This is a genomic window from Lysobacterales bacterium (genome assembly GCA_016721845.1).
Lineage (GTDB): Bacteria > Pseudomonadota > Gammaproteobacteria > Xanthomonadales > Ahniellaceae > JADKHK01.
Genome location: JADKHK010000003.1, coordinates 401,268 through 422,423, shown reverse-complemented (window position 1 = coordinate 422,423; position 21,156 = coordinate 401,268). Strand labels below are relative to the sequence as shown.

20 protein-coding genes are annotated in these 21,156 nt (G+C 66.1%); 12 read left to right on the top strand and 8 right to left on the bottom strand.

Going from position 1 to position 21,156, the window contains the following annotated elements:
• Positions 1-161 precede the first annotated feature (161 nt).
• From IPP28_02150 to IPP28_02135, 4 genes are read left to right on the top strand one after another with little or no spacing between them, the layout of a single operon-like run.
• Entirely contained in the window at positions 162-905 is a 744-nt protein-coding gene (locus IPP28_02150; protein MBL0039857.1) for a rhomboid family intramembrane serine protease, read from the top strand.
• A 42-nt stretch (positions 906-947) separates the two neighbouring features.
• A complete protein-coding gene (locus tag IPP28_02145; protein MBL0039856.1) occupies positions 948-1,226 on the top strand; it encodes a type II toxin-antitoxin system RelE/ParE family toxin in 279 nt (92 codons plus the stop codon).
• Positions 1,226-1,519 carry a HigA family addiction module antidote protein gene (locus IPP28_02140; protein MBL0039855.1) on the top strand — a complete coding sequence of 98 codons (294 nt, stop codon included), beginning with the start codon at positions 1,226-1,228 and terminating at the stop codon, positions 1,517-1,519. The genes IPP28_02145 and IPP28_02140 overlap by 1 nt, the downstream gene beginning before the upstream one ends.
• A 50-nt stretch (positions 1,520-1,569) precedes the next feature.
• Positions 1,570-1,830 (top strand): hypothetical protein, encoded by a 261-nt coding sequence (locus tag IPP28_02135; GenBank protein ID MBL0039854.1) that lies wholly within the window; start codon positions 1,570-1,572, stop codon positions 1,828-1,830.
• A gap of 23 nt (positions 1,831-1,853) precedes the next feature.
• Here the strand turns inward: IPP28_02135 and IPP28_02130 are convergent, their stop codons facing one another.
• Both IPP28_02130 and IPP28_02125 read right to left on the bottom strand, forming a co-directional pair.
• Positions 1,854-2,699: an alpha/beta fold hydrolase gene (locus tag IPP28_02130; protein ID MBL0039853.1), complete on the bottom strand. Its 846-nt coding sequence runs from the start codon at positions 2,697-2,699 to the stop codon at positions 1,854-1,856.
• The gene (locus IPP28_02125; protein ID MBL0039852.1) at positions 2,696-3,328 is read right to left on the bottom strand and encodes a DUF2238 domain-containing protein; all 633 of its coding nucleotides are present in this window, start codon (positions 3,326-3,328) and stop codon (positions 2,696-2,698) included. Before IPP28_02125 ends, IPP28_02130 begins: the two co-directional genes overlap by 4 nt.
• Before the next feature lie 119 nt (positions 3,329-3,447).
• Between IPP28_02125 and IPP28_02120 the strand changes: the two genes are divergently transcribed.
• The gene (locus tag IPP28_02120) at positions 3,448-4,179 is read left to right on the top strand and encodes a YecA family protein (protein ID MBL0039851.1); all 732 of its coding nucleotides are present in this window, start codon (positions 3,448-3,450) and stop codon (positions 4,177-4,179) included.
• A complete protein-coding gene (locus IPP28_02115; GenBank protein ID MBL0039850.1) occupies positions 4,176-4,559 on the top strand; it encodes a VOC family protein in 384 nt (127 codons plus the stop codon). Before IPP28_02120 ends, IPP28_02115 begins: the two co-directional genes overlap by 4 nt.
• 12 nt (positions 4,560-4,571) lie before the next feature.
• Here the strand turns inward: IPP28_02115 and IPP28_02110 are convergent, their stop codons facing one another.
• From IPP28_02110 to IPP28_02095, 4 genes are all read right to left on the bottom strand, one after another.
• Entirely contained in the window at positions 4,572-6,647 is a 2,076-nt protein-coding gene (locus IPP28_02110; GenBank protein MBL0039849.1) for an FAD-dependent oxidoreductase, read from the bottom strand.
• A 107-nt stretch (positions 6,648-6,754) separates the two neighbouring features.
• On the bottom strand, positions 6,755-8,170 hold the full coding sequence (locus IPP28_02105) for an efflux transporter outer membrane subunit (GenBank protein MBL0039848.1): 1,416 nt from the start codon (positions 8,168-8,170) through the stop codon (positions 6,755-6,757).
• Positions 8,163-11,372, bottom strand: a complete 3,210-nt coding sequence (locus tag IPP28_02100) for an efflux RND transporter permease subunit (protein MBL0039847.1) — start codon at positions 11,370-11,372, stop codon at positions 8,163-8,165. The genes IPP28_02105 and IPP28_02100 overlap by 8 nt, the downstream gene beginning before the upstream one ends.
• Positions 11,373-11,379: 7 nt before the next feature.
• Positions 11,380-12,561, bottom strand: a complete 1,182-nt coding sequence (locus IPP28_02095) for an efflux RND transporter periplasmic adaptor subunit (GenBank protein MBL0039846.1) — start codon at positions 12,559-12,561, stop codon at positions 11,380-11,382.
• 125 nt (positions 12,562-12,686) lie between these two features.
• Between IPP28_02095 and IPP28_02090 the strand changes: the two genes are divergently transcribed.
• The 3 genes from IPP28_02090 (at position 12,687) to IPP28_02080 (ending at position 15,747) form a co-directional block, all read left to right on the top strand.
• A complete protein-coding gene (locus IPP28_02090) occupies positions 12,687-13,055 on the top strand; it encodes a helix-turn-helix transcriptional regulator (protein ID MBL0039845.1) in 369 nt (122 codons plus the stop codon).
• A 141-nt stretch (positions 13,056-13,196) separates the two neighbouring features.
• Complete coding sequence (locus IPP28_02085) at positions 13,197-14,618, top strand: MBOAT family protein (protein MBL0039844.1); 1,422 nt, start codon at positions 13,197-13,199, stop codon at positions 14,616-14,618.
• On the top strand, positions 14,593-15,747 hold the full coding sequence (locus tag IPP28_02080) for a hypothetical protein (GenBank protein MBL0039843.1): 1,155 nt from the start codon (positions 14,593-14,595) through the stop codon (positions 15,745-15,747). Before IPP28_02085 ends, IPP28_02080 begins: the two co-directional genes overlap by 26 nt.
• 3 nt (positions 15,748-15,750) lie before the next feature.
• On the opposite strand, the gene IPP28_02075 is transcribed toward IPP28_02080, so the two are convergent.
• A complete protein-coding gene (locus IPP28_02075) occupies positions 15,751-16,914 on the bottom strand; it encodes an alkane 1-monooxygenase (GenBank protein ID MBL0039842.1) in 1,164 nt (387 codons plus the stop codon).
• 164 nt (positions 16,915-17,078) lie between these two features.
• Here IPP28_02075 and IPP28_02070 point away from each other — a divergent pair, with 164 nt between their 5' ends.
• From IPP28_02070 to IPP28_02060, 3 genes are read left to right on the top strand one after another with little or no spacing between them, the layout of a single operon-like run.
• Positions 17,079-17,252, top strand: coding sequence for a hypothetical protein (locus IPP28_02070; protein MBL0039841.1), 174 nt, complete (start codon positions 17,079-17,081; stop codon positions 17,250-17,252).
• A 6-nt stretch (positions 17,253-17,258) separates the two neighbouring features.
• Positions 17,259-18,326 (top strand): helix-turn-helix domain-containing protein, encoded by a 1,068-nt coding sequence (locus IPP28_02065; protein MBL0039840.1) that lies wholly within the window; start codon positions 17,259-17,261, stop codon positions 18,324-18,326.
• A 9-nt stretch (positions 18,327-18,335) separates the two neighbouring features.
• Positions 18,336-20,219, top strand: a complete 1,884-nt coding sequence (locus IPP28_02060) for an ATP-binding cassette domain-containing protein (GenBank protein MBL0039839.1) — start codon at positions 18,336-18,338, stop codon at positions 20,217-20,219.
• Here IPP28_02060 and puuE read toward each other — a convergent pair.
• Positions 20,216-21,148: an allantoinase PuuE gene (gene puuE / locus IPP28_02055; protein ID MBL0039838.1), complete on the bottom strand. Its 933-nt coding sequence runs from the start codon at positions 21,146-21,148 to the stop codon at positions 20,216-20,218. The genes IPP28_02060 and puuE overlap by 4 nt on opposite strands.
• Positions 21,149-21,156: the final 8 nt, after the last annotated feature.

The window sequence follows — 21,156 nt, the reverse complement described above, 5'->3', positions numbered from 1 at the left end:
GCGATGCGGCAGCCTTTTTCATGTGCGGCCGAGCGAAGGCTTCGGTAGGCACCCCTTGCAGCGACTGCGACCGCCCCCACCCTGTCGCAGTGATTGATCTGACTCCCCCGCCGCCGCCAACCCCGGCCCAACTTCGCCGCGACGCACAGCGCTTCCATCGCGTGTTGATCGGGGTCGCGCTGTTCATCGTCGCACTGGCCGCCCTCTGGTGGGCCGAACACCAGTTCGGACTCGACTTGCGCGCCTTCTCGATCCATCCGCGTGCGCCGGAACACCTGATCGGCGTGCTCACTGCGCCACTGCTGCACGGCTCGCTCGAACACCTGCTCGGCAACAGCTTCGGGTTGTTCGTGCTGGGCGTGTTGACGCTGTATCGCTATCCGCAAAGCGCGCGCATCGCGGTGCCGCTGATCTGGCTGGTCGCCGGCCTCGGCACTTGGCTGATCGGGCGCAGTTCGTTCCACATTGGCGCCAGCGGCGTGACGCATGGCCTGATGTTCTTCGTCTTCGCGTCTGGGCTGATCCGCCGCGATCGCACGTCGATCGCCGCCGCACTGCTCGCCTTCGCCTTCTTCGGCGGCATGCTCGTGACCATCCTGCCGCGTGAGCCCGGCGTATCCTGGGAATACCATCTGAGTGGTGCGGTCGGCGGCGTGCTTGCAGCCATCCTGCTGCGCAAGCGCGATCCGGCGGCGCCGCGGCGCAAGTATTCGTGGGAGATCGAGGAAGAACTCGAACGCGAAGCCGAGCGCCTGCGCGCCGAAACCGAATTGCCGAGCCCCGATCACATCAGCCCGATCTGGGAAGGCCCCACCCGTCCCGATGATCCGCGCACCGATCCCCGCCGCGGCATCGTCCTCGTCTTCCCCATCCGCGAGCGCGGATCGGATGAGCGGTTGCATTGATCGCCTGGTGTTGCGCTACACGCAACATGGTAGATTGACGCCATGATCAAGTCGTTTCGGCACAAGGGTCTGCGCCGGCTGTTCGAAACCGGGGACACGGTCGGCGTGCAAGTTGGCCATGCCAAGCGCTTGCGGTTGCAGCTATCCGCCCTAGACACGGCGAGAACCATTGATGATATGGACATCTCCGGTTTTCGCCTGCATCCGCTCAAGGGCGACATGAAGGGACGTTGGTCGATCACCGTGAATGGCAACTGGCGTGTCACGTTCGAGTTCAAGGACGGGAACGCGTACGTACTGGACTACGAGGACTATCACTGATGGGTATGCACAATCCTCCGCACCCGGGTGAGTTCATCACCGGCGTATATCTCGAACCCAATGGCGTGAGTGGACGCGAGCTGGCGGCGAAACTCGACGTCGCCGCGTCGACCTTGAGTCGTGTCCTGAATGGCAGTAGTCGCCTCACGCCCGAGATGGCCTTGCGGCTATCCAAGGCGATCGGACGGTCACCAGAGAGCTGGCTCGCCTTGCAGGATGCCCACGACTTGTGGGTCGCGCGTCAGCAAGTGGACTTGAAACGCGTCGGAAAGCTCAAGCTGGTCGCTGCTTGAGATGAACACGGGCATTCCCTCAGCGGAGGCATCATCGGGATGATCGCAACATGACTCAAGCTTTGTTTTTCAACATCCTGCTCTTGCTCGGTGGGCTCTACTTTGTGGTCCGAAATATTCGTCTTCTTCGAAGTGAAACAGCATTGCGTGCATACATGGAAAGTAGTCCCAAGGCGGTTCTTTGGGTAAGAAAGTATGGTCTGGATGGTGCGACCAAGGTCGCTCGCGAATCATTCATTCCTCTGGGACTGGTGGTGTCTGCGGCAATGATTGGGCTCGGTGCGTGGAATCTTTGGCGCATCTCTGGGTAGCTTCACGTTCAAGCTGAACCAGGTCAACGCGGCGGCGCCGCAATGAATTTACGCACTCGCTCCACCACCGGCGCCGGATCCTTCATCCACGAAAAATGACTGGCCACGACGGACTCGAAATCCGTCGGGACGAGGTGGTGGCGTTCAACATTTGCATTCGGCAGCCGTGCGACCAGTGCATCGAAGGACGACGGTGGCGCGAAGCGGTCGTCGCGCAGGTGGATCGCGAGCAGCGGATGCCGCAGTGTCTTCAGGTCGGCATCGAGATCGCCTTCCGGCCAGGCGTGGCGATAGCGACCGCTCAGGCCGCTGCGGATCCAGTCGTGGATGACCGAGCGCGCTTCGTTGCCGGCGAAGGCGGTACGACGTCCCGGGAAGTAGCCGCAGGCATCGGCGAGCAGGCGGAACCAGGCGAACACGCCCAGCAGGATCGGCTGCTGCCACCACGGAAAGCTGCGCCAGTACGGCGTGCCGCTGGCCACGATGACGAGACCGGCGAGCGCGGGATCGCGTGCCAGAACGAGTGCGGCGAGCTGCGCGCCGAGACTGTGTCCACCAATCCAGATGCGCGCGTCGGGATGTCGCACGCGCAGCGCAGTGATTCCGGCGGCGACATCGGCCAGCAGGTCGCGATAGCGCCAGTCGACACCGCGCCGCGCACGCCGATCGCTGGAGCCGGCACCGCGCCATTCATGCCGCGCCAGACCGATGCCCGCCGCCGCCATGGATTCTGCAAAGCGTGCGTAATGGCGTGCGGTCACGCCGAGGGCCGGCAGCCAGTAGACGAGGTCGCCGTTGGCCGACGGATGCACGAGCAATTCCGCGGCGGCACCGTCCGGCGCGAGGACGTGCAAGGTTTCCGGCGTCATCGCGACAGGCCGAGCTCGCGATCATGCAGCCGCGACAACAACAACTGCGACAGGATTGCGCCGCACATCGCCAGGAACATGTCCCACTGCGTGTCCCAGATGTCGCCCTGGGTAGCCAGGAAGGCATCGGCCGCGCCGCCCATGATCAGCGCCGACCACCATTCGATCATCTCGAAGAACGCACTGAACGCGAGTGCGCAACTGACGCACAGATAGAACAGCCAGCCACCCGGCTTCAGTCCGGTCTTCCGCAGCAACAGTTCGCGCGCGAGGATCGCCGGCACGAAACCCTGCGCGAAATGGCCGAGGCGGTCGTAGTGATTGCGTGCGAGATCGAACCACTCGCGGAACCAGTCGCCAAGCGGCACCTGCGCATAGGTGTAGTGCCCGCCGAGTATCAGGATCCCGGCATGGATCACCAGCAGCACGCAGAGCAATCGCGTCAGCGGGAAGCGCGGCCAGAGCAGCAGGATCAGTGGCAGACCCAGCACCACCCAGATTACTTCCATCCACCAGGTCAGGCGGTCGGTGGGATGGATGCCGGACGCCACCAGCATGGCCAGCGTAACGGCGATCAGTGACAGGCCCAGTGTTCGACCAGGCGTCTTGCGAGGCAGACCAAGCAACATCGGAGTCTCCAGGAGGTACGCGATTGTGCGCAGCTTCGGCGCGTCATCCAAGTGGCGCGGGCACCGCTACACTGCATTGCAACGCGTCCGCCGGGCGTGACCGAATGCACGAAGCCGCAATGTCGAACAGCACGCCCTACGGGCTCGAAGCCAGCGAACTCGACGAGTTGCACGACTATCTGGTCGAGCACCCGGGAACCGACGGACTGATGCTGGATGGCGTGCACGGCCTGCTGTCGGCCATCGTCGCCGGCCCCGAACCCGTGCCGGCCAGCGAATGGCTGCCGCACGTGATCGACGAGGAGACCGGCTTCGACGATGCCGATCAGGCGAACCGGATTCTCAGCCTGCTGGTGCGTCTCTACAACTCGGTGGTTCAGGAACTCGAAGCCCTGACCTACGAACCGATCTTCGGCGAATACGAGGACGAGGACGGCAGCGCCGATCTCGCCGCGGTCGGCTGGTGCGAAGGCTTCAGTCTCGGCATCGATCTCCGCTCCGCGGTGTGGGAGACGCGCATGAGCAGCGACCCGCGACTGATGGACCTGCTTGACCCGATCATCCGCATCTCCGCCGACGAAGGCCTGTTCGAATCCGACACCACCGAACAGCTCGCCGAACTCGACGAGGAAGATCGCGACCAGCTGCTCCGGGCCGTCGGCGGTGCCGTCGCCGACGTGCAGCAATACTGGCGCGAACAACCCCCCACGCCCGACGAGGGGGCTGAACCCGCGCAGGAGCCCAAGCCGCAGCTGCGCCGCCGCGCCGGGCGCTGGGTGCAAAGCCTGTGCACTAAGGATCTTGCGTACAAGAAGCGACCCCCCCGCCCCCCCCCCCCCCCCCCCTCCTGACAAGCCAGCTCGCCGGGTTCATCATCGATTGCCGCACCGACGACCTGCCTGAGGCTGCGGCGTTCTGGGGTGCGGCGTTGGGGATGGCGGTGCGGGCGCTGCCGGGCGACGAGGGCGAGAAGTACGTGCGCCTGGTCGATCCGACGGAGCGCCTGCACGTCGAGGTGCAGAAGGTCGAGCACGACAGCCGCGTGCATCTCGACATCGAGACCGACGACATCGAGGCCGAGGTGAAGCGGCTCGAAACCCTGGGCGCCAGCGTCGTGACGCGCGTGCAGACCTGGTGCGTCATGCAGGCACCGACTGGCCAGCGCTTCTGCGTCGTCCGCGCCGGCTCGAAGGACTTCGCCGAGCGTGCGAATCGCTGGGACACGACCTGAGTCGTCGCCCCGTCAGTCGAGGGCGATGCGCTCGCGCTTGAACGGCACTGCGTCGGCATCGGCTTCCGGTTCGTCGAAGCCGCGCGCGGCCCTGTGTCCGGCGTAGACCGCCGCGGCCACGGTACCCGGCGCCAAGGCGTCGCCCAGGCAATGCACCTCCTGCACGCCGGCATCGGCCCACTCGGCGCTGCGCGCGACCAGTGCCTGATACAGCGCATCATCGGGATCGCGCATCGTCACCGGCAGCAACGATCGTACCGAAACGACCTCGCGCCGACCGCTGTAGATGCAGGCGATCTCGACGCGCAGTGCATCACCCGTCCGGTCGACGGACGCGATCTCGCGTGCGGTGTGGATCTGCACGCCGAGCTCGATCAGGCGCGACTGCACGCGCGTCTGCTCCATGGTCTGTTCGGTCCACTCCGAGACCTTGGTCGCCGGCGTCACGTAATGCACCACGACACCGTCGCGGGCGTAGCGTTCGGCCAGTGCGCCGGCGAGCAGGTAGTGATCGTCGTCGTAGATCAGCAGCGGACCCGCGGTCTTGGCGCCGCGCAGTGCGTCATCGGGACGGATCACCTGCGCGGACGCGCCATCGATCCAGGGCTCGCGATGGCTGCGGCCGAGACCGTCGCGGCGCCAGCGCGATCCGGTGGCGACGAAGATCGCGGAGGCAGCGAAGGCGAGCACGTCGTCGGCGCTGACGGCGTGGCCGCGCAAGACCTGCACGTTCGGCATCTTCGTGATCTGCGACAGGCGATGGTCGACCACGCGCTGCCAGGTGGCGAGACCCGGCAGTTTCGATTCGAAGCGCAGTCGGCCACCGACGTCATTCTCGGCCTCGCACAGGGTCACCTCGTAGCCGCGTTGCCCGAGCGCACGGGTCAACTCCAGTCCGGCAGGCCCGGCACCGACCACCAGCACCGATCGCTCGCTGCGCTTTGCCGCAATGCGTTCCGGATGCCAGTCGCGGCGCCATTCCTCGCCCATGGTCGGGTTCTGGGTGCAGCGGATCGGTACGCAGAAATTGTCGCCGGTGACGCAGATGTTGCAGCCGATGCATTCGCGAATGTCGTCGAGGCGGCCTTCCTCGATCTTGCGCGGAAGGAAGGGATCGGCGATCGAGGGGCGAGCGGCACCGATCAGGTCCATGATCCCGGACTTGATCACGCGCACCATCGCATCCGGCGAGGTGTAGCGGCCGACGCCGACCACCGGTTTCGTGGTCAGCGACTTCACCTGCGCGATGTAGCGCTCCTGGAATCCTTCCGCGGAAAAACGCGCGGTCTGGCTGTCATTGCTCCAGTCGGCGATGTTCACGTCCCACAAGTCCGGCAACTCGGCCAGCATCGCGATCACGTCGCGGCCTTCGCTTTCCGCAGTGATCCCACCGGCGCCGAGCAACTGGTCGACGGCAAGGCGTACGACCACGCCGCAACGATCGCCGACCGCCTCCTTGGTGTCCTCGATCAGCTCGCGCAGCAGACGCGCGCGATTCTCCAGCGAGCCGCCATATTGGTCGCTGCGCCGGTTGGTGCGCCGCGACAGGAAATGCATCGGCATGCCGAGATCGTGGCCGGCGTACACGTAGACGAGATCGAAACCGGCATCACGCGCGCGCAGCGCGGCATTGCGATGCCAGCGCCGCACGTCGGCGATGTCGCGTTTCGTCGCGGTACGCGCCTGGATCGGGTCGCTGCCGCGTACCGGCAGGTGCGACGGTGCGATCGGAATGTCGCGGCTGTAGCGGTTCGGCGTGGCGTAGCCGTTGAACATCAATTCGATGCCGGCGAGCGCGCCGTGGGCGTGCACGGCATCGGTCATCAGCCTCAGCGCGGGAATGTCGCGTTCGTCCCAGAGCCGACCCTCGTGATGCGGCGCGATCTCGGAGAGCGGTGAAATCTCGACTTCCTCGGTGCAAACAACGCCCCAGCCGCCCTCGGCCTTGATGCCGCGCATCCGCGCCAGCGTCTGCGGATAGACGTGGCCCATGCCATTGCAATGCGGCACCTGGAAGAAGCGATTCTTCGTCCGAACCGGGCCGATCTGCACCGGTTCGAACAACAGGTCGTAGCGGGGATCGCGCATGGGCCACCTTCAACATCGAAGCTGGCATTGTAGGAGCGACCTGCGGGTCGCGACGCTCTAGCCACCCATTGCGAAAAACAAAGAGCATCGCGAGCCGGGGCTCGCTCCTACTCTGTTTCGGGCGGCCCATCCCAGCCGCCGCCCAGCGCCTTGAACACCGCGATCAGGCTGGTCGCCGACTCGGTATGCGCCTGGATCAGCGCATCGTCGGCGGCGAGGCGGGCGCGATCGGCATCGAGCACGCTCAGGAAGTCGGTCAAGCCGTTCTCGTAACGCAGCCGCGACAGGCGCGTGGCTTCCGCCGAAGCAGCGGCGGCGCGCTGCAGATGATCGCGTGCGACGGCCGACTGCTCGTAGGCACGCAACGCACCATCGGCATCTTCCAGCGCCAGCAACACCACCTGTTCGTAGCGAGCGAGCGCGGCCTCGTGACGCGCACGCTCGACGCCGACGTTCGCGAACACGCGCGGCAAGTCGAAGGCCGCCCACTGCAGTTGCGGCGCGAAGCTCCAGCGCGCGGTGCCGCTGTCGCCGAGATCGCCACTGCTGGCGGCCGAAGTGCCGACGCCGCCGATGAAGAAGACGCGCGGGAACAACTCGGCGAGTCGATACCCGATCATCGCGCTGCGTCCGGCGAGGTCGCGTTCGGCGGCGAGGATGTCCGGACGTCGCCGCAGCAGATCGGCCGGCGTGCCGACCGGGACCAGATCCGGCAGTGCCGGCAGCTCCGCCACCGCGGCAAGGCGCTCGTCGAGGGCCTGCGGCGTGCGTCCGGTCAACACCGCGATGCGATAGATCGTGCGGGTGATCGCGGTGTCGATGCGCGGCAGGGTTGCCAGCGTGGTTTCATGTTGCGCGATCGCGCGCTGGCGGTCGAGTTCGCTGCTGCGGCCAGCGTCGACGCTGGCTTCGGCGATGGCGAGCGCGGCCTTCTGGCTCTCGGCATTTTGCACGACCACGTCGCGTCGCGCCTGCAGGCCGCGCAGCTCGAAGTAGTTGCGCGCGAGTTCGGCGGTGACGGCGACCTGGGTACCCCAGAGATTCGCGATCGCGGCGTCGCGGAACGCGTTCTGCGCCTGCACGCCGCGCATGCCGCGACCGAACAGGCTGACTTCCCAGCTGGCGTCGAAACCGGCATCGTAGAAATCGCTGCGCAGCTGGTCGGCCGGCACGCCCGGCATTTCCTCGGGTGAACGCTTGGAGCGATCTCGCTTCGCGCTCGCGGTGACGAGCGGGAACAGATCGCTCAGGGCAGCGCGGCGACTGGCGCGGGTTTCACCGAGACGCGACTGGGCAATGCGCAGGTCGTGGTTCGCCGCGAGTGCCTCGGCAATCAGCTCTTTCAGCAGCGCATCCGGAAACGCGTCCCAGTAATGCGCCAGCGCGTCGCCGCGGTTCAGGCCTTCGGCATCGACCTGCGCGAACTGCTCCGGCAGCGGCAGGTCGGGGCGGGCGTAATCGGGGCCGAGCATGCAGCCGGACAAGATCATGGTCAGCGCGAGCGCGAGGGGAAGCTTACGCATGGCGGGACTCCTGGGCGACTGCACGACGTTCGCTGAAGCGGCGAATGACGACATAGAACACGGGCGTGAAGAACAGCCCGAAGAAGGTCACGCCGAGCATGCCGGCAAATACGGTCACGCCCATCACGTGGCGCACTTCCATGCCCGCACCATGCGCGAACACCAGCGGCAGGACGCCGGCGATGAACGCGAAGCTGGTCATCAGGATCGGGCGCAGGCGCAGGCGGCAGGCTTCGATCGCGGCCTCGACGATGCCCATGCCCTCCTCTTCAAGATCGCGCGCGAACTCGACGATGAGGATCGCGTTCTTGCAGGCGAGCCCCATCAGCACGACCAGTCCGATCTGGGTGAAGATGTTGTTGTCGATCATCACCAGTCCGAGCCAGGCACCGAACCAGGTGCCGCTGAGCCAATTCAGCAGCCAGATGCCGCCGATCGCCGACAACATGCACATCGGCACGATCAGGATCACCGCCAGCGGCAACGACCAGCTTTCGTACAGGCCTGCGAGCACGAGGAAGACCAGCAACACGCAGATCGGGAACACCAGCAGGCCCATCCCGCCTTGCGTGACTTCCTGGTAGGTCAGTCCGGTCCATTCGACCTGCATGCCTTGCGGCAGCACGGTCGCGGACAATTGGCGCATCGCCTCGATCGCCTGATGACTGGACATCAAGGCCGGATTGATGCCGGCGGTCAGGTCGGCGGCGGGATAACCGTTGTAGCGAACGACCGGATCGGGTCCGAAACTGGGCTGGATGTCGACGACCGAGCCGATCGGCACCATGCCACCGGCGGCATTGCGCACCTTGATGCGGGCAATGTCGGCCACATCGTCGCGGAACGGCGCATCCGCCTGCGCGTACACGCTGTAGGTGCGACCGAACAGGTTGAAGTCGTTGACGTAGGCCGATCCGAGATACACCTGCAACGCCGCGAAGATGTCGGTCAGCGCCAGACCCTGCTCCTTCGCGCGCACGCGATCGACCCGGGCATCAAGCTGCGGCACGTTCGCCTGGAAGCTCGAATAGGTCGTCATCGGATCGAATCCGGGCGCGCCGCGCAAGGCATTGGCCAGGGCCTGCGTCTGCTGGTCGAGCTGGCCGTAGCCGGCGCCACTGCGATCCTGCACGTAGGCCTCGACGCCGGACGAGTTGCCGAGCCCCAGCACCGGCGGTGGCGTGGCCGAGAACGCGAGGCCGTCCTGGATCGCGGCAAACTTCCCGTTCAACAGGTTGTTGATCTCGGCCGCCGTGATCGTTCGTTCGTGCTGCGGCTTCAGGCCGACGAACATCAGGCCGGTATTGCTGGTGTTGACGAAGTGCGCACCGTTGAGACCGGGAAACTGCACGACATCGGCGACGCCCGGTGTCTCCAGTGCCATCTTGCCCATGCGCTGCATGGCCGCTTCGGTGCGCGGCAAGGTCGCACCTTCGGGCAGGAACAGCACCGCGAACAGGTACTGCTTGTCCTGGACCGGGATGAAGCCGGACTGCACCTGGCCGAAGCCGACGACGGTCAGCACGATCAGGAACACGTAGGTAACAAGCAAGCGCGGTGCACGCGCGATCGTGCCGCCGATGCGGCCTGAATAGCGCGCGCTGGCGCGGCCGAAGCGGGCGTTGAAGGCCGCGAAGAAGCCACCGAACACGCGGTGCAGGCCGCGACCGAGCCGGTCCTTCGGCGCATCGTGCGACTGCAGCAGCACCGCCGACAACGCCGGCGACAGGGTCAGCGAATTGAACGCCGAGATCAGCACGGCAGCCGCGATCGTCACTGCGAACTGGCTGTAGAACTGGCCGGAGACGCCGCCGATGAAGGCGAGCGGGATGAACACGCTGGCGAGCACCAGCGAAATCGCGATGATCGGCCCCGACACTTCCTGCATCGCCTTGTGCGCGGCGTCGCGCGGGGTCATGCCGTCCTGGATGTGGCGCTCGACATTCTCGACGACGACGATCGCGTCGTCGACGACGATGCCGATGGCGAGTACCAGCGCGAACAAGGTCAGCACATTGATCGAGTAGCCGAGCATCCAGAGCACGGCAAACGTGCCAATGATCGATACCGGGACCGCGATCAGCGGAATGATCGACGCGCGCCAGGTCTGCAGGAACACGACGACGACCAGCACGACGAGGGCGACGGCCTCAAGCAGGGTGGTCACGACCGAATCGATCGACTGCCGCACGAACACGGTCGGGTCGTAGGCCACTTCCCATTCCACGCCTTCCGGGAAACCCTTCTCGAGTTCGGACATCTTCGCGCGCACGGCATTCGACAGTTCGATGGTGTTGGCGCCCGGCGCCTCGAAAATGACGATCGCCGCCGCTTCCTTGTTGTTCAACAGCGAATTGATCGTGTAGGCATTCGCCCCGAGCTCGACCCGCGCGACGTCGGCCAGGCGCGTGATCTCGCCGTTGGCGCCGCTCTTCAGCACGATGTCGCCGAATTGCTCGGGACTGTCGAGGCGACCCTGGGCATTGATCGAGAACTGCATCGGGCTGTCCGGATGCGGCGGCCCGCCGATCGTGCCGGCCGAGACCTGCACGTTCTGCTCGCGGATCGCGTTGATCACGTCGGTCGCGGTCAGGTCGCGGGCGGCGACCTTGTCCGGGTCGATCCAGACGCGCATCGCGTAGGTGCCGGCGCCGAACGCGAGCGCCTGGCCGACACCCTGCAGGCGAGCGAGCTCGTCGCGCACGCGCAGGTTGGCGAAATTATTCAGATACAGCCCGTCATAACGCCCGTCCTTGGAGACGAGGTGCACGACCATGGTGATGTTCGGCGAGGACTTCACCGTCGTCACGCCGAGCTGGCGCACCGCTTCGGGCAGTCGCGGCACCGCCTGCGCGACACGGTTCTGCACCTGCATCGCGGCGAGATCGATGTCGATGCCGCTGCGGAACGTCACGGTCAGCATCATCGTGCCGTCCGAACCGGCGGACGACTTCATGTAGATCATGCCTTCGACGCCGTTGACCGCTTCCTCGATCGGCGCCGCGACGGTATCGGCGATCGTCTTCGGGTTCGCGCCCGGATAGATCGCGCTGACTTGCACCGACGGTGGCACGACGTCCGGGTACTCGCTGATCGGCAGGTTCGGGATCGCGATCAGCCCGGCCAGAAACACGAGCAGGGACAGAACCGCCGCAAGGATCGGGCGGTCGACGAAGATCTTCGAAAAATCGGAATGGGCCATGGCCGTCTCAGCCCTGCTTCGCAGGCGCTTGCTTTGCACCCGGTTCGGGCGGCACGAGATTCGGTTGGTCCATCGGCACATCGATCGGCTGCAACGGTGCACCCGGGAAGAAGATCTTCTTCATCCCGTTCACCACGACGCGGTCGCCGGGCTTGAGGCCGGACGCGACCACGCGCAAACCGTCGACCGCGGCACCGAGCGCCACATCACGTCGTTCGGCGCCGTTCTTCGCGCCGACCACATAGACGTATTTGCGGTCCTGGTCGGTCAGCACGGCCTGGTCGTGGATCAGCAGCGCCGGATGCTGGCCCGAACCGAGCAGCTGCACGCGCGCGAACAGGCCGGGCGTGAATCGACCGTCCGGGTTCGCCAGCAGGGCGCGCGCGGTGATGGTGCCGGTGGCCGGGTCCAGTGCGTTGTCGAGGAAGTCCATGCGGCCCTCGTGCGGGAAGCCCTGTTCATTCGCGAGGCCGACGCGCACCGGACTGCGCGCGTCGCTCGAATCGGCGCGGCTGCCGTCGCGGCCCATGGCCTGGTAGCGCAGATAGGCGCGCTCGTCTCCCTGGAAGACCACATGCACCGGATCGACCGATACCACCGACGTCAGCAGCGACTCGCCGGGCGCCACGAGGTTGCCCGGCTTGATCAGTGCCGCACCCGCACGGCCGGAGATCGGCGAGGTGATGCGGGTGAACGACAGGCTGAGGACGGCCTGGTCGAGGCGCGCTACCGCGGCGACCTGGTCGGCGCCGGCCTGCTTGAGTTCGGCACGGCGGGCTTCCGCTTCGCCCTGCGAAATGGCCTTGGCCTGGACCAGCCGTTCGGCGCGCTCGGCTTCCTGTCGTGCCAGCTGCACGCGCGAATCGGCGCGTGCCACGTCGGCTTTCGCGGTCGCCTCGGCGGCGCGGTATTCGCGGTCGTCGATGGTGAACAGCAGGTCGCCCTTGCGCACGCTGCCGCCCTCCGTGAAATGCACGCCGGCCAGATAGCCGGTGACGCGCGGGCGGATCTCGACTCGGTCGGTGGCCTCGATGCGGCCGGTGTATTCGTCCCACTCGGCCACGTCGCGGCCGATCACGGTCGCCACGTTCACCGGAGTCGGCGGCATCTGCATGCCTGCGCCGCCGCCGCCACCACTACACGCTGCCAGGCCGAGCACGGCCAGCACTACCCATCCACGCACCATCATTGCTTGCTCCCCGACCGGCCACGAATGGCGGCTCATTGTTCGACAAGTATCGAACAAGGGGCGGGCTGGTTGCAACTGCCACGAGCATGGAACAATTCAACCGCATCCTGCCACTGCCTGTCGTCATGCCGCCCATCCTTCGCCCCGCGCCGCAACGCCGAACCATCGCCCGCCCTCGGGTGGCGGCCGAACCCAAGCGCCGCGAGCTTCGACTGGACAAAGTGCTGGCGGCCCTGGCCGACCCGACCCGGCTCGACATCGTGCAGTACCTGGTGTCGGCCGGCGATGAGTTGAACTGCGCCGCCTGCAGCTGCCCGCAGCGCTCGAAGAGCACCATGGCGCACCACTTCAAGGTGTTGCGCGAGGCCGGCCTGCTCGGCACCCGCGAGGAGGGCACGCAGATCTTCAACCATGTGCGTCGGGCCGATCTCGATGCGCGCTTTCCGGGCTTGCTTGATGCCGTGCTGAAAGCGGCGCCGTCGATCCATCGTTGATCATTCCATGCAACCTCGACCTGGCCTGAGGGGCGTGTCCCTGGTCACGCTTTGACTCTATGCTCGGGCCGCTGATCGTGGTGCCGCGTCGCCGGCGCAATGCGGTCGACGCAATCAACCGACACATGGGGAGATGTGCGCGTGTTGTTCAACTCGCTGACCTTCGTCGCGTTCTTCGTCGTGGTCGTGGTGCTGCATTACGCGCCGCTGCCCTGGTGGCTGAAGAAGTCGAACCTGCTGATCGCCAGCTATCTCTTCTATGCGGCCTGGAATCCGCCCTTCGTGATCCTGTTGTGGATCTCGACCTTCCTCGACTGGTGGGCGGCCGGGCGCATTGCGACGGCCAGTTCGGCGTTGCGGCGCAAGGCCTGGATGCTGGTGTCGGTGGTGGTGAATCTCGGCCTGCTCGCCTACTTCAAGTACGGCGGCTTCGTGCTCGAGAACGTCGCGGCGCTGATGCAGGCAACCGGTACGAACTACACGCCCCCGGTCTGGGACATCGTGTTGCCGGTCGGCATCTCGTTCTACACCTTCCAGACCATGTCCTACACGCTCGACGTCTATCTGGGTCGCGCCAAGCCGACTCGGTCCTTCCTCGACTTCGCGCTGTTCGTGACCTTCTTCCCGCAACTGGTCGCCGGCCCGATCGTGCGCCCGACCGATCTGGTGCCGCAGTTCGCGAGTCCGCGGGTGGCCACGGCGCGCCAGTTCGGCTGGGGAATGATGCTGATGGTGCTCGGCCTGTTCGAGAAGATCGTGCTCGCCGACGGCGTGTTCGCGCCGGTGTCGGACCGCGTCTTCGGCAGCGCCGAATTGCTGCATCCGCTCGACGCCTGGATCGGCACGCTCGCCTTCTCCGGGCAGATCTTCTGCGACTTTGCCGGCTACACCACGTGTGCCATCGGCATGTCGCTCGTGCTCGGCTTCGCCTTGCCCGACAACTTTCGCTATCCCTATGCGGCGATCGGCTTCTCGGACTTCTGGCGACGCTGGCACATCTCGTTGTCGACGTGGCTGCGCGACTATCTGTACGTGCCGCTCGGCGGCAACCGCAACGGTGCCGCACGCACCTACGTCAACCTGATGCTGACGATGCTGCTCGGCGGCCTCTGGCACGGTGCGGCCTGGACCTTCGTGGTCTGGGGTGGCTTGCACGGCAGTTATCTCGCCGCCGAACGCTGGTTGAAGCCGCGGCTCGGTCACCTGGATGTGTGGCGAACCTGGTTGGGCCGCATCGCGTTGGCGGCGCTGACGTACTTCCTCGTGAACCTGACCTGGGTGTTCTTCCGAGCCCAGGATTTCGCCACCGCCGAACGCATGATCCGCAGCATGTTGCTGATCGAACGCAGTGGTGCGCCGGTGCTGACCCACTGGTTCCTGCTCAGCACGAGCGTCGCGATCGCGGCCCTGCTGATCGCGCATTGGCGCATGCGCGACGCCATGTTGCACGACGCCGTCTCGCGCTGGCCGGCGGCCCTGGTCGGACTGACGTGGGGCGCAATGTTGTTCCTGATTGCGATCACCCAGGGGGGCGGCAATGCCTTCATCTACTTCCAGTTCTGATCGCGAACGCCGACTGGTCGATGGCGCGGCGCTGATGCGTCCGGGCCAGCCCGGCGATGATCCGGATGTGGTCGATGCCTATGTGGAGCGACCGTTGCCGAGCCTGAACCTCGGCGTGACCTGGATCACCGCGTTGGTCCTGGGTGTCTGCGCCCTGATCGCGTGGGAAATGTACTGGCGCGACTTCGGCGCCCGCCCCGGTTATCGCAACAGCGACGGGCAATGGACGATCCAGCGTCGCCGCATCGACCACGGCGACCACGACGCCACCGTCGTCATCGGATCCTCGCGACTGCTGTTCGACGTGCAGCTCGACCCATGGCAGCAGGCCACCGGTGCCCGCCCGATCCAGCTCGCGCTGGAAGGCACCTCGCCGATGAACGTGCTGGAGGATCTGGCGAAGGACCAGGACTTTCGCGGCAAGCTCATGGTCGGCGTGACGCCCGGCCTGTTCTTCACGGGGCGGGGTTTTCGCCACGGTGTCGTCGATTACGTGCACACCGAGACGCTGTCGCAGCGTGCCAGCGAATGGCTGTCGATGCACTGGCTGGAACCGAACCTGGCGTACTACAGCGACGCCGACTTCGCGCTGTTCACCGTGCTCAAGCGCCAGCCGTGGCCGCCGCGCGACGGCGTGCGCGAGCGCGTTGCGGTGCGCAAGTTGCAGGAGAGCGGCGCCGACCGCGCCAGCTGGATGTGGGACAAAGTCGAGCACGATCCCGCGTATCTCGCGATCGTGCAGTCGATCTGGATGCAGAACTTCATGCCGGCGGCGACCGACCCCGCCAAGATCGAGGCGCACTGGCAGACGATCGACGCACAGATCGCGCGAGCGGTCGCCGCGGTGCATATCTTGCGCGACCGTGGCGTCCCCGTGCTGTTCGTGCGTGCGCCGAGCAGTGGCCCCTACCTCGACAACGAACGCCGCGACTTTCCGCGCGAACGCACCTGGGACGTGTTGCTCGAACGCAGCGGTGCGCGGGGCATCCACTTCGAAGACCACGCCGAGCTGCAGGGCCTGAACACGCCCGAGTGGTCGCATCTCGGCCGCGCCGACGCGGAGAAGTTCACGCGGGCGCTGACGGCCATCATCGAGCGCGACGGGCTTTGGCGGACCACATCGCCCTGACGGTCAGGGTGGTGCGGCCAGTCCGTGCCGTGCGAACAAGTGCTGACGTTGTGAGGGTTGTGCGTTGATCCGCTCCGGATCGCGGCCGACCATTGCGAGCAGGCGCGGGTCCATCACCCGGAACCACAGTGGCGGCACATAGGACAACAGGAACATGCCGAAATAGCCGGTCGGCAATTGCGGTGCCTCGTCGAAATGGCGCAGGCACTGGTAGCGCCGGGTGGCATTCGCGTGATGGTCGGAATGGCGTTGCAGGTGGAACAGCGCCCAATTCGAAACCAGGTGGTTGCTGTTCCAGGAATGCTCGGGCTTGCAGGGTTCGTAGCGGCCGTTCGGCAGGCGCTTGCGGGCGATGCCGTAGTGTTCGATGTAGTTGGCGCTGGTGAGCTGGAAGTTGGCCCAAAACGAGGCCGCGATCAGGAAGGGCAGCACGCCGATGCCGAGCCACGCGATCAGCGTCGTCCACAAGGCGAGCGTGATCAGGCTGGTCTGCACGATGTCGTTGTGCAGGCTGAAGCGGGAGCGGCCCAGACCCTGCATGCGTTCGCGTTCGAGCCGCCAGGCGCGTCGCCATGCACCGGGGATTTCGCGGACGACGAAGGCGTAGATCGATTCGCCCATGCGCGACGAGGCCGGGTCGTCCGGCGTGGCGACGTCGCGATGGTGGCCGCGGTTGTGTTCGACGTGGAAATGACCATAGCCGGTCGGTGCCAGCACCAGCTTCGCCAGCCAGCGCTCGAACGCGCCGCGCTTGTGTCCGAGCTCATGGCCGATGTTGATGCAGAACCCGCCGACCACGCCGGTCGCGATTGTCGCCGCGATCAGGCCGTGGAGCGGCAAGTCGTGACGCATGACGAACCAGGCTGCGAACACGAAGGCGACCCACAGCAGCGGCACCATCATCCACGCGATCATGCGGTAGTAGCGATCGGCATCCAGGCCGGCCATCGCCGATTCCGGCGGGTTGCTGCGGTCCTCGCCGACCAGCAGGTCGGCGATCGGCAGGCCGATGTAGACGAGCAGCACCGGCAGCCACAAGGTCCATGCTGCTGCGCTTGCGAGATACAGCAGAGGGCCGGCCGCAGCGAGCAGGGGCACCGCCATCGACAGCAGCCAGGTGGCGCGTTTGCGATCACGGTAGGGCATGGATTCGATGACAGCGCTCATGGCGGGCTCGCAATTCGGGACCGCATCAGCTTGAAAGGAACAAGGACGTCGAAACACCGATGCATCCGCCAACGATTCGTCATTTTCTGCCAAATCTGCTTGCCGGGCGTCCGGACGCCGCGCATGATCGGGCGCAGTTTCCCGTCGGAGTGCAGGTCATGGACATGAGCAACGGTTCCTACTTCGTCGGCTGGGGCACGCTGTCCCTGGTCAATGCCGGACTGGCGCAAGGCAAGGGCCGCAGTGGCCTGAACTGGTGGCTGTTGTCGCTGTTGCTTGGGCCGGTGGCGACCTTTCTGATCGTTTTCCTCGATCCGCTCGTGAAGAAGTCGGACTGAGCGACGATGCGCGCCGGCGGGCGTCGCGACACGACGACGGGCGCCAACGCACCCGCGTTCCATCCCATCTATCTGCGCGTGCTCGGGGCGGTGCTGGCACGGCGTGCTGTCGAGATTCCGGCCCTGTTGCAGGCCTCCCGGGCGCCGATTCGCGACGAGGACGCGATGTTGCCGCTGGCGCCGGCGCGCGAATGGATGGCTGCGGCGTTGACGGCGACCGCGACGCCCTGGCTCGGGCTCGAGCTCGGTGCCGCCGCGCAAACCCATACGCATGGTCTGGTCGGCAGCGCGGCCTTTGCGAGCGGCACCCTGGAGGAAGCGCTGCAGACGATCGCGCGCTTCGCACCGCTGCGTACCCGCGCGCTGCGTTTCGACTGGCGGCCGACGCGTGCCGGCGGCGAGCTGTCGATCACCGATGCGCTCGATCTGGGCGAGGCGCGCGGCTTCGTGTTCGACGCGATGCTGGTGATCATCGAACGCGTCCTGCAATCGCTGTCCGGCACCAGCATGCGTGACGCGTGTTATCGCGTGCCGGGACTGGCGCCAGCTTGGCTGGAACGCTATCGCGACCATCTCGAAGGGACGGTGCACTTCGTCCGCGGCGATGTGCTGCGCCTGCAATTCCCGGCCGAACTGCTGGCGCGAAGTTGCCTCACCGCCGATGCCCGCAGTCACGCCCGCGCTGCGGCAGAGTGCGCGCGCCTGCTCGAAGCCCATCAGCAGCGCCGGCGCGTCGGCGAACGCGTGCGCATGCTGCTGGCCGACAGTGCCGATCGCCTGCCGGGCGCGGAGGAGATCGCCGCGCAACTGCATCTGTCCACCCGCAGCCTGTTCCGGCGCCTGGCCGACGAAGGCCATAGCCTGCGTGCACTGGGCGACGAACTGCGCAGCGAGCGCGCCCGCTTCTGGCTGCGCGATACCGACCTGCCGATCGAGCGCATCGCCGAACGCCTCGGCTACGCCGATGCCAGCAACTTCGCGCGCTGCTTCAGGCGCTGGACCGGCGTGACGCCCGGTCACTATCGCCAAGGTCCAGCGGTATCAGGCCATCGTGATTCAGGCACGGCCCGCTAGACTACGTCCATGCTCAGTTTCTCCAATCTTCGCCTGCGGCGTGGGCCGCGGGTGCTCATCGATGGCTTGTCCGCGACCATCCACCGTGGCCAGCGTGTCGGTTTCGTCGGTCGCAACGGCACCGGCAAGTCCAGCCTGTTCGCCTTGATCCAGGGCGAGATTTCGGCCGATCAAGGTGACGTATCGCTGCCGCGCAACCTGCTGATCGCGTCGGTCGCGCAGGAGATGCCGCACACCACGGCGCCGGCGATCGAGTACGTGCTCGACGGCGATGCCGAGTTGCGCGCGGTCGAGGCGGATCTGCGCGAGGCCGAAATCGTGCACGACGCCGACCGCATCGGTCATGGCCACGAACGCCTGCACGCGATCGGCGGCTATGCCGCGGCGGCGCGCGCGGCGCGCATGCTCGACGGCCTCGGCTTCAAGCCGGACACCATCAACAACCCGGTCGATTCGTTCTCCGGCGGCTGGCGCATGCGCCTGAATCTGGCACGCGTGCTGATGACGCGCGCCGACCTGCTGCTGCTCGACGAACCGACCAACCATCTCGACATCGATGCCGTGGTCTGGCTGCAGAACTGGCTGCTGGCCTATGAAGGCACGCTGCTGCTGATCTCGCATGACCGCGAATTCCTCGACGCCGTGTGCACCCATACCCTGCATCTGGCCGAGAGCAAGGCCACGCTGTACACCGGCAACTATTCGCAATTCGAACGCCTGCGCGCCGATCGTCTGGCGCAGCAGGCGGCCGTGTCGGCCGCACAGCAACGCACGATCGCGCACCTGCAGAGTTTCGTCGATCGCTTCAAAGCCAGTGCCGCGAAGGCGCGCCAGGCGCAGTCGCGCGTCAAGATGATCGAGCGCATCAAGCTGGTCGCGCCGGTCATGGCCGACAGCGAATTCAGCTTCGATTTCCCGCAGCCGGACCGGTTGCCCTCGCCCCTCATCCGCCTGCACGATGCCGCGGTCGGTTATGGCGAACGCACCGTGCTCTCGCGCATCAAGCTCAGTCTCGAACCGGGCCAGCGCATCGGGCTGGTCGGCCCGAATGGCGAGGGCAAGTCGACTCTGGTCAAGCTGCTGGCCGGCGAGCTCGACATCCGCGACGGCGAGATGACCCGCCATCCGGATCTGCGCGTCGGCTATTTCGCGCAGCATCAGCTCGAGCAGTTGCATCCGAACCTGTCGCCGCTCGAACACTTCAAGCTGCTCGACCCGAAGAAGGGCGAACAGGAACTGCGCAGTGTCCTCGGCAGCTTCAACTTCGTCGGCGACCGCGTGTTCGAATCGGTCGCACCCTTTTCCGGCGGCGAGAAGGCCCGGCTCGCGCTGGCGATGGTCGTGTATCGCAAGCCCAACCTGCTGCTGCTCGACGAACCGACCAACCATCTCGATCTCGACATGCGCCAGGCACTCGAAATCGCGCTGTCGGATTTTGATGGCGCGGTCGTGCTGGTCTCGCATGACCGCCATCTCGTCGGTGCCACCTGCGACCAGTTGATCCGTGTCTGCGACGGTGCCGTGGGCGAGTTCGACGGCGATCTCGACGAATACGCGAAATGGCTGAGTACCCGTGGCAATGGCCCGCGCAATGACGCGGGCAGCACGAAACCGGGAAATTCGGAGCGATCGCCGCGCCAGAACGACAAGGCCCAGAAGAAGCAGGAGCGCGCGCTGCGCGATGCCCTGAAGGCCGCCGAGGCCGATATGGAGCAGTTGCAGAAGGCGATGCAGCTGGCCGATGCCGAAGTCGCCGCGCCGGGCTTCTTCAACCAGGACAAGTTCAAGGTCCTCGCCGCGACCCAGCGCCAGGCAGAGGCGCGACGCAAGCTCGACGAGGCCGAAGCCCGCTGGCTGGGTGCCGCCGAAGCCGTGGAAGCGCTCTCGAACTAACTCGCTGCGACGAACGGATGGGTTTCCATCCAGTGTTGCGCGATGTCGATGCGCCGGCAGACCCACACCCGGTCATGGCGCTCGATGTGGTCGAGGAAGCGCTGCAGCGCCACGATGCGTCCGGGTCGGCCGAGCAGGCGGCAGTGCATGCCGATCGACATCATTCGCGGCGTTTCCGCGCCCTCCGCGTACAGCGTGTCGAAACTGTCGCGCAAATAGTCGAAGAAATGCGCTGCGGTGTTGAAGCCCTGCGGTGTCGCGAAGCGCATGTCGTTGGTGTCGAGCGTGTACGGCACGATCAAATGCGGCCGGCGGGAACCGTCGGAGATCTCGACTTGGCTCCAGAACGGCAGATCGTCGCCGTAATAGTCGCTGTCGTACTCGAAGCCGCCGTGCTCGACCACGAGCCGGCGCGTGTTCGGTGAATCGCGTCCGGTGTACCAGCCGAGCGGCGCGCTGCCGGTGAGCGCACGCTGGATTGCGACCGCGCGTTCGAGGTGCTCGCGTTCGATGTCCTCGGGGATGTTCTGGTAGTGGATCCAGCGCCAGCCGTGCGCCGCGATCTCGTGGCCGACTTCGGCGCAGGCCTGAATGAATTCGGGATGGCGCTGCATCGCCATCGCCACGCCGAACACAGTCAGGGGCAGGGCGCGTTTCTCGAACTCGCGCAGGATCCGCCAGCCGCCGACGCGCGCGCCGTATTCGTAGATCGACTCCATGCTCAGGTGACGATCCGGATAACTTGCGGCACCGATGATCTCGGACAGGAATTGCTCGGAGCCGCCGTCGCCGTGCAGGACGCAGTTCTCGCCGCCCTCTTCGTAATTCAGCACGAATTGCACGGCGATCCGGGCGCCGCCCGGCCAGCGTGCATGCGGCGGGTTGCGGCCGTAGCCGATCAGGTCGCGCGGGTAGGGGGCATCGGTCATGGCCCTAG

Bases quoted from the DNA above. Each gene is read 5' to 3' on its own strand.
- IPP28_02145 (MBL0039856.1), top strand. From the start codon at position 948: ATGATCAAGTCGTTTCGGCACAAGGGTCTGCGCCGGCTGTTCGAAACC.
- IPP28_02140 (MBL0039855.1), top strand. From the start codon at position 1,226: ATGGGTATGCACAATCCTCCGCACCCGGGTGAGTTCATCACCGGCGTA.
- IPP28_02135 (MBL0039854.1), top strand. From the start codon at position 1,570: ATGACTCAAGCTTTGTTTTTCAACATCCTGCTCTTGCTCGGTGGGCTC.
- IPP28_02130 (MBL0039853.1), bottom strand. From the start codon at position 2,699: ATGACGCCGGAAACCTTGCACGTCCTCGCGCCGGACGGTGCCGCCGCG.
- IPP28_02125 (MBL0039852.1), bottom strand. From the start codon at position 3,328: ATGTTGCTTGGTCTGCCTCGCAAGACGCCTGGTCGAACACTGGGCCTG.
- IPP28_02120 (MBL0039851.1), top strand. From the start codon at position 3,448: ATGTCGAACAGCACGCCCTACGGGCTCGAAGCCAGCGAACTCGACGAG.
- IPP28_02110 (MBL0039849.1), bottom strand. From the start codon at position 6,647: ATGCGCGATCCCCGCTACGACCTGTTGTTCGAACCGGTGCAGATCGGC.
- IPP28_02105 (MBL0039848.1), bottom strand. From the start codon at position 8,170: ATGCGTAAGCTTCCCCTCGCGCTCGCGCTGACCATGATCTTGTCCGGC.
- IPP28_02100 (MBL0039847.1), bottom strand. From the start codon at position 11,372: ATGGCCCATTCCGATTTTTCGAAGATCTTCGTCGACCGCCCGATCCTT.
- IPP28_02095 (MBL0039846.1), bottom strand. From the start codon at position 12,561: ATGATGGTGCGTGGATGGGTAGTGCTGGCCGTGCTCGGCCTGGCAGCG.
- IPP28_02090 (MBL0039845.1), top strand. From the start codon at position 12,687: ATGCCGCCCATCCTTCGCCCCGCGCCGCAACGCCGAACCATCGCCCGC.
- IPP28_02080 (MBL0039843.1), top strand. From the start codon at position 14,593: ATGCCTTCATCTACTTCCAGTTCTGATCGCGAACGCCGACTGGTCGAT.
- IPP28_02075 (MBL0039842.1), bottom strand. From the start codon at position 16,914: ATGAGCGCTGTCATCGAATCCATGCCCTACCGTGATCGCAAACGCGCC.
- IPP28_02070 (MBL0039841.1), top strand. From the start codon at position 17,079: ATGAGCAACGGTTCCTACTTCGTCGGCTGGGGCACGCTGTCCCTGGTC.
- IPP28_02065 (MBL0039840.1), top strand. From the start codon at position 17,259: ATGCGCGCCGGCGGGCGTCGCGACACGACGACGGGCGCCAACGCACCC.
- IPP28_02060 (MBL0039839.1), top strand. From the start codon at position 18,336: ATGCTCAGTTTCTCCAATCTTCGCCTGCGGCGTGGGCCGCGGGTGCTC.
- puuE (MBL0039838.1), bottom strand. From the start codon at position 21,148: ATGACCGATGCCCCCTACCCGCGCGACCTGATCGGCTACGGCCGCAAC.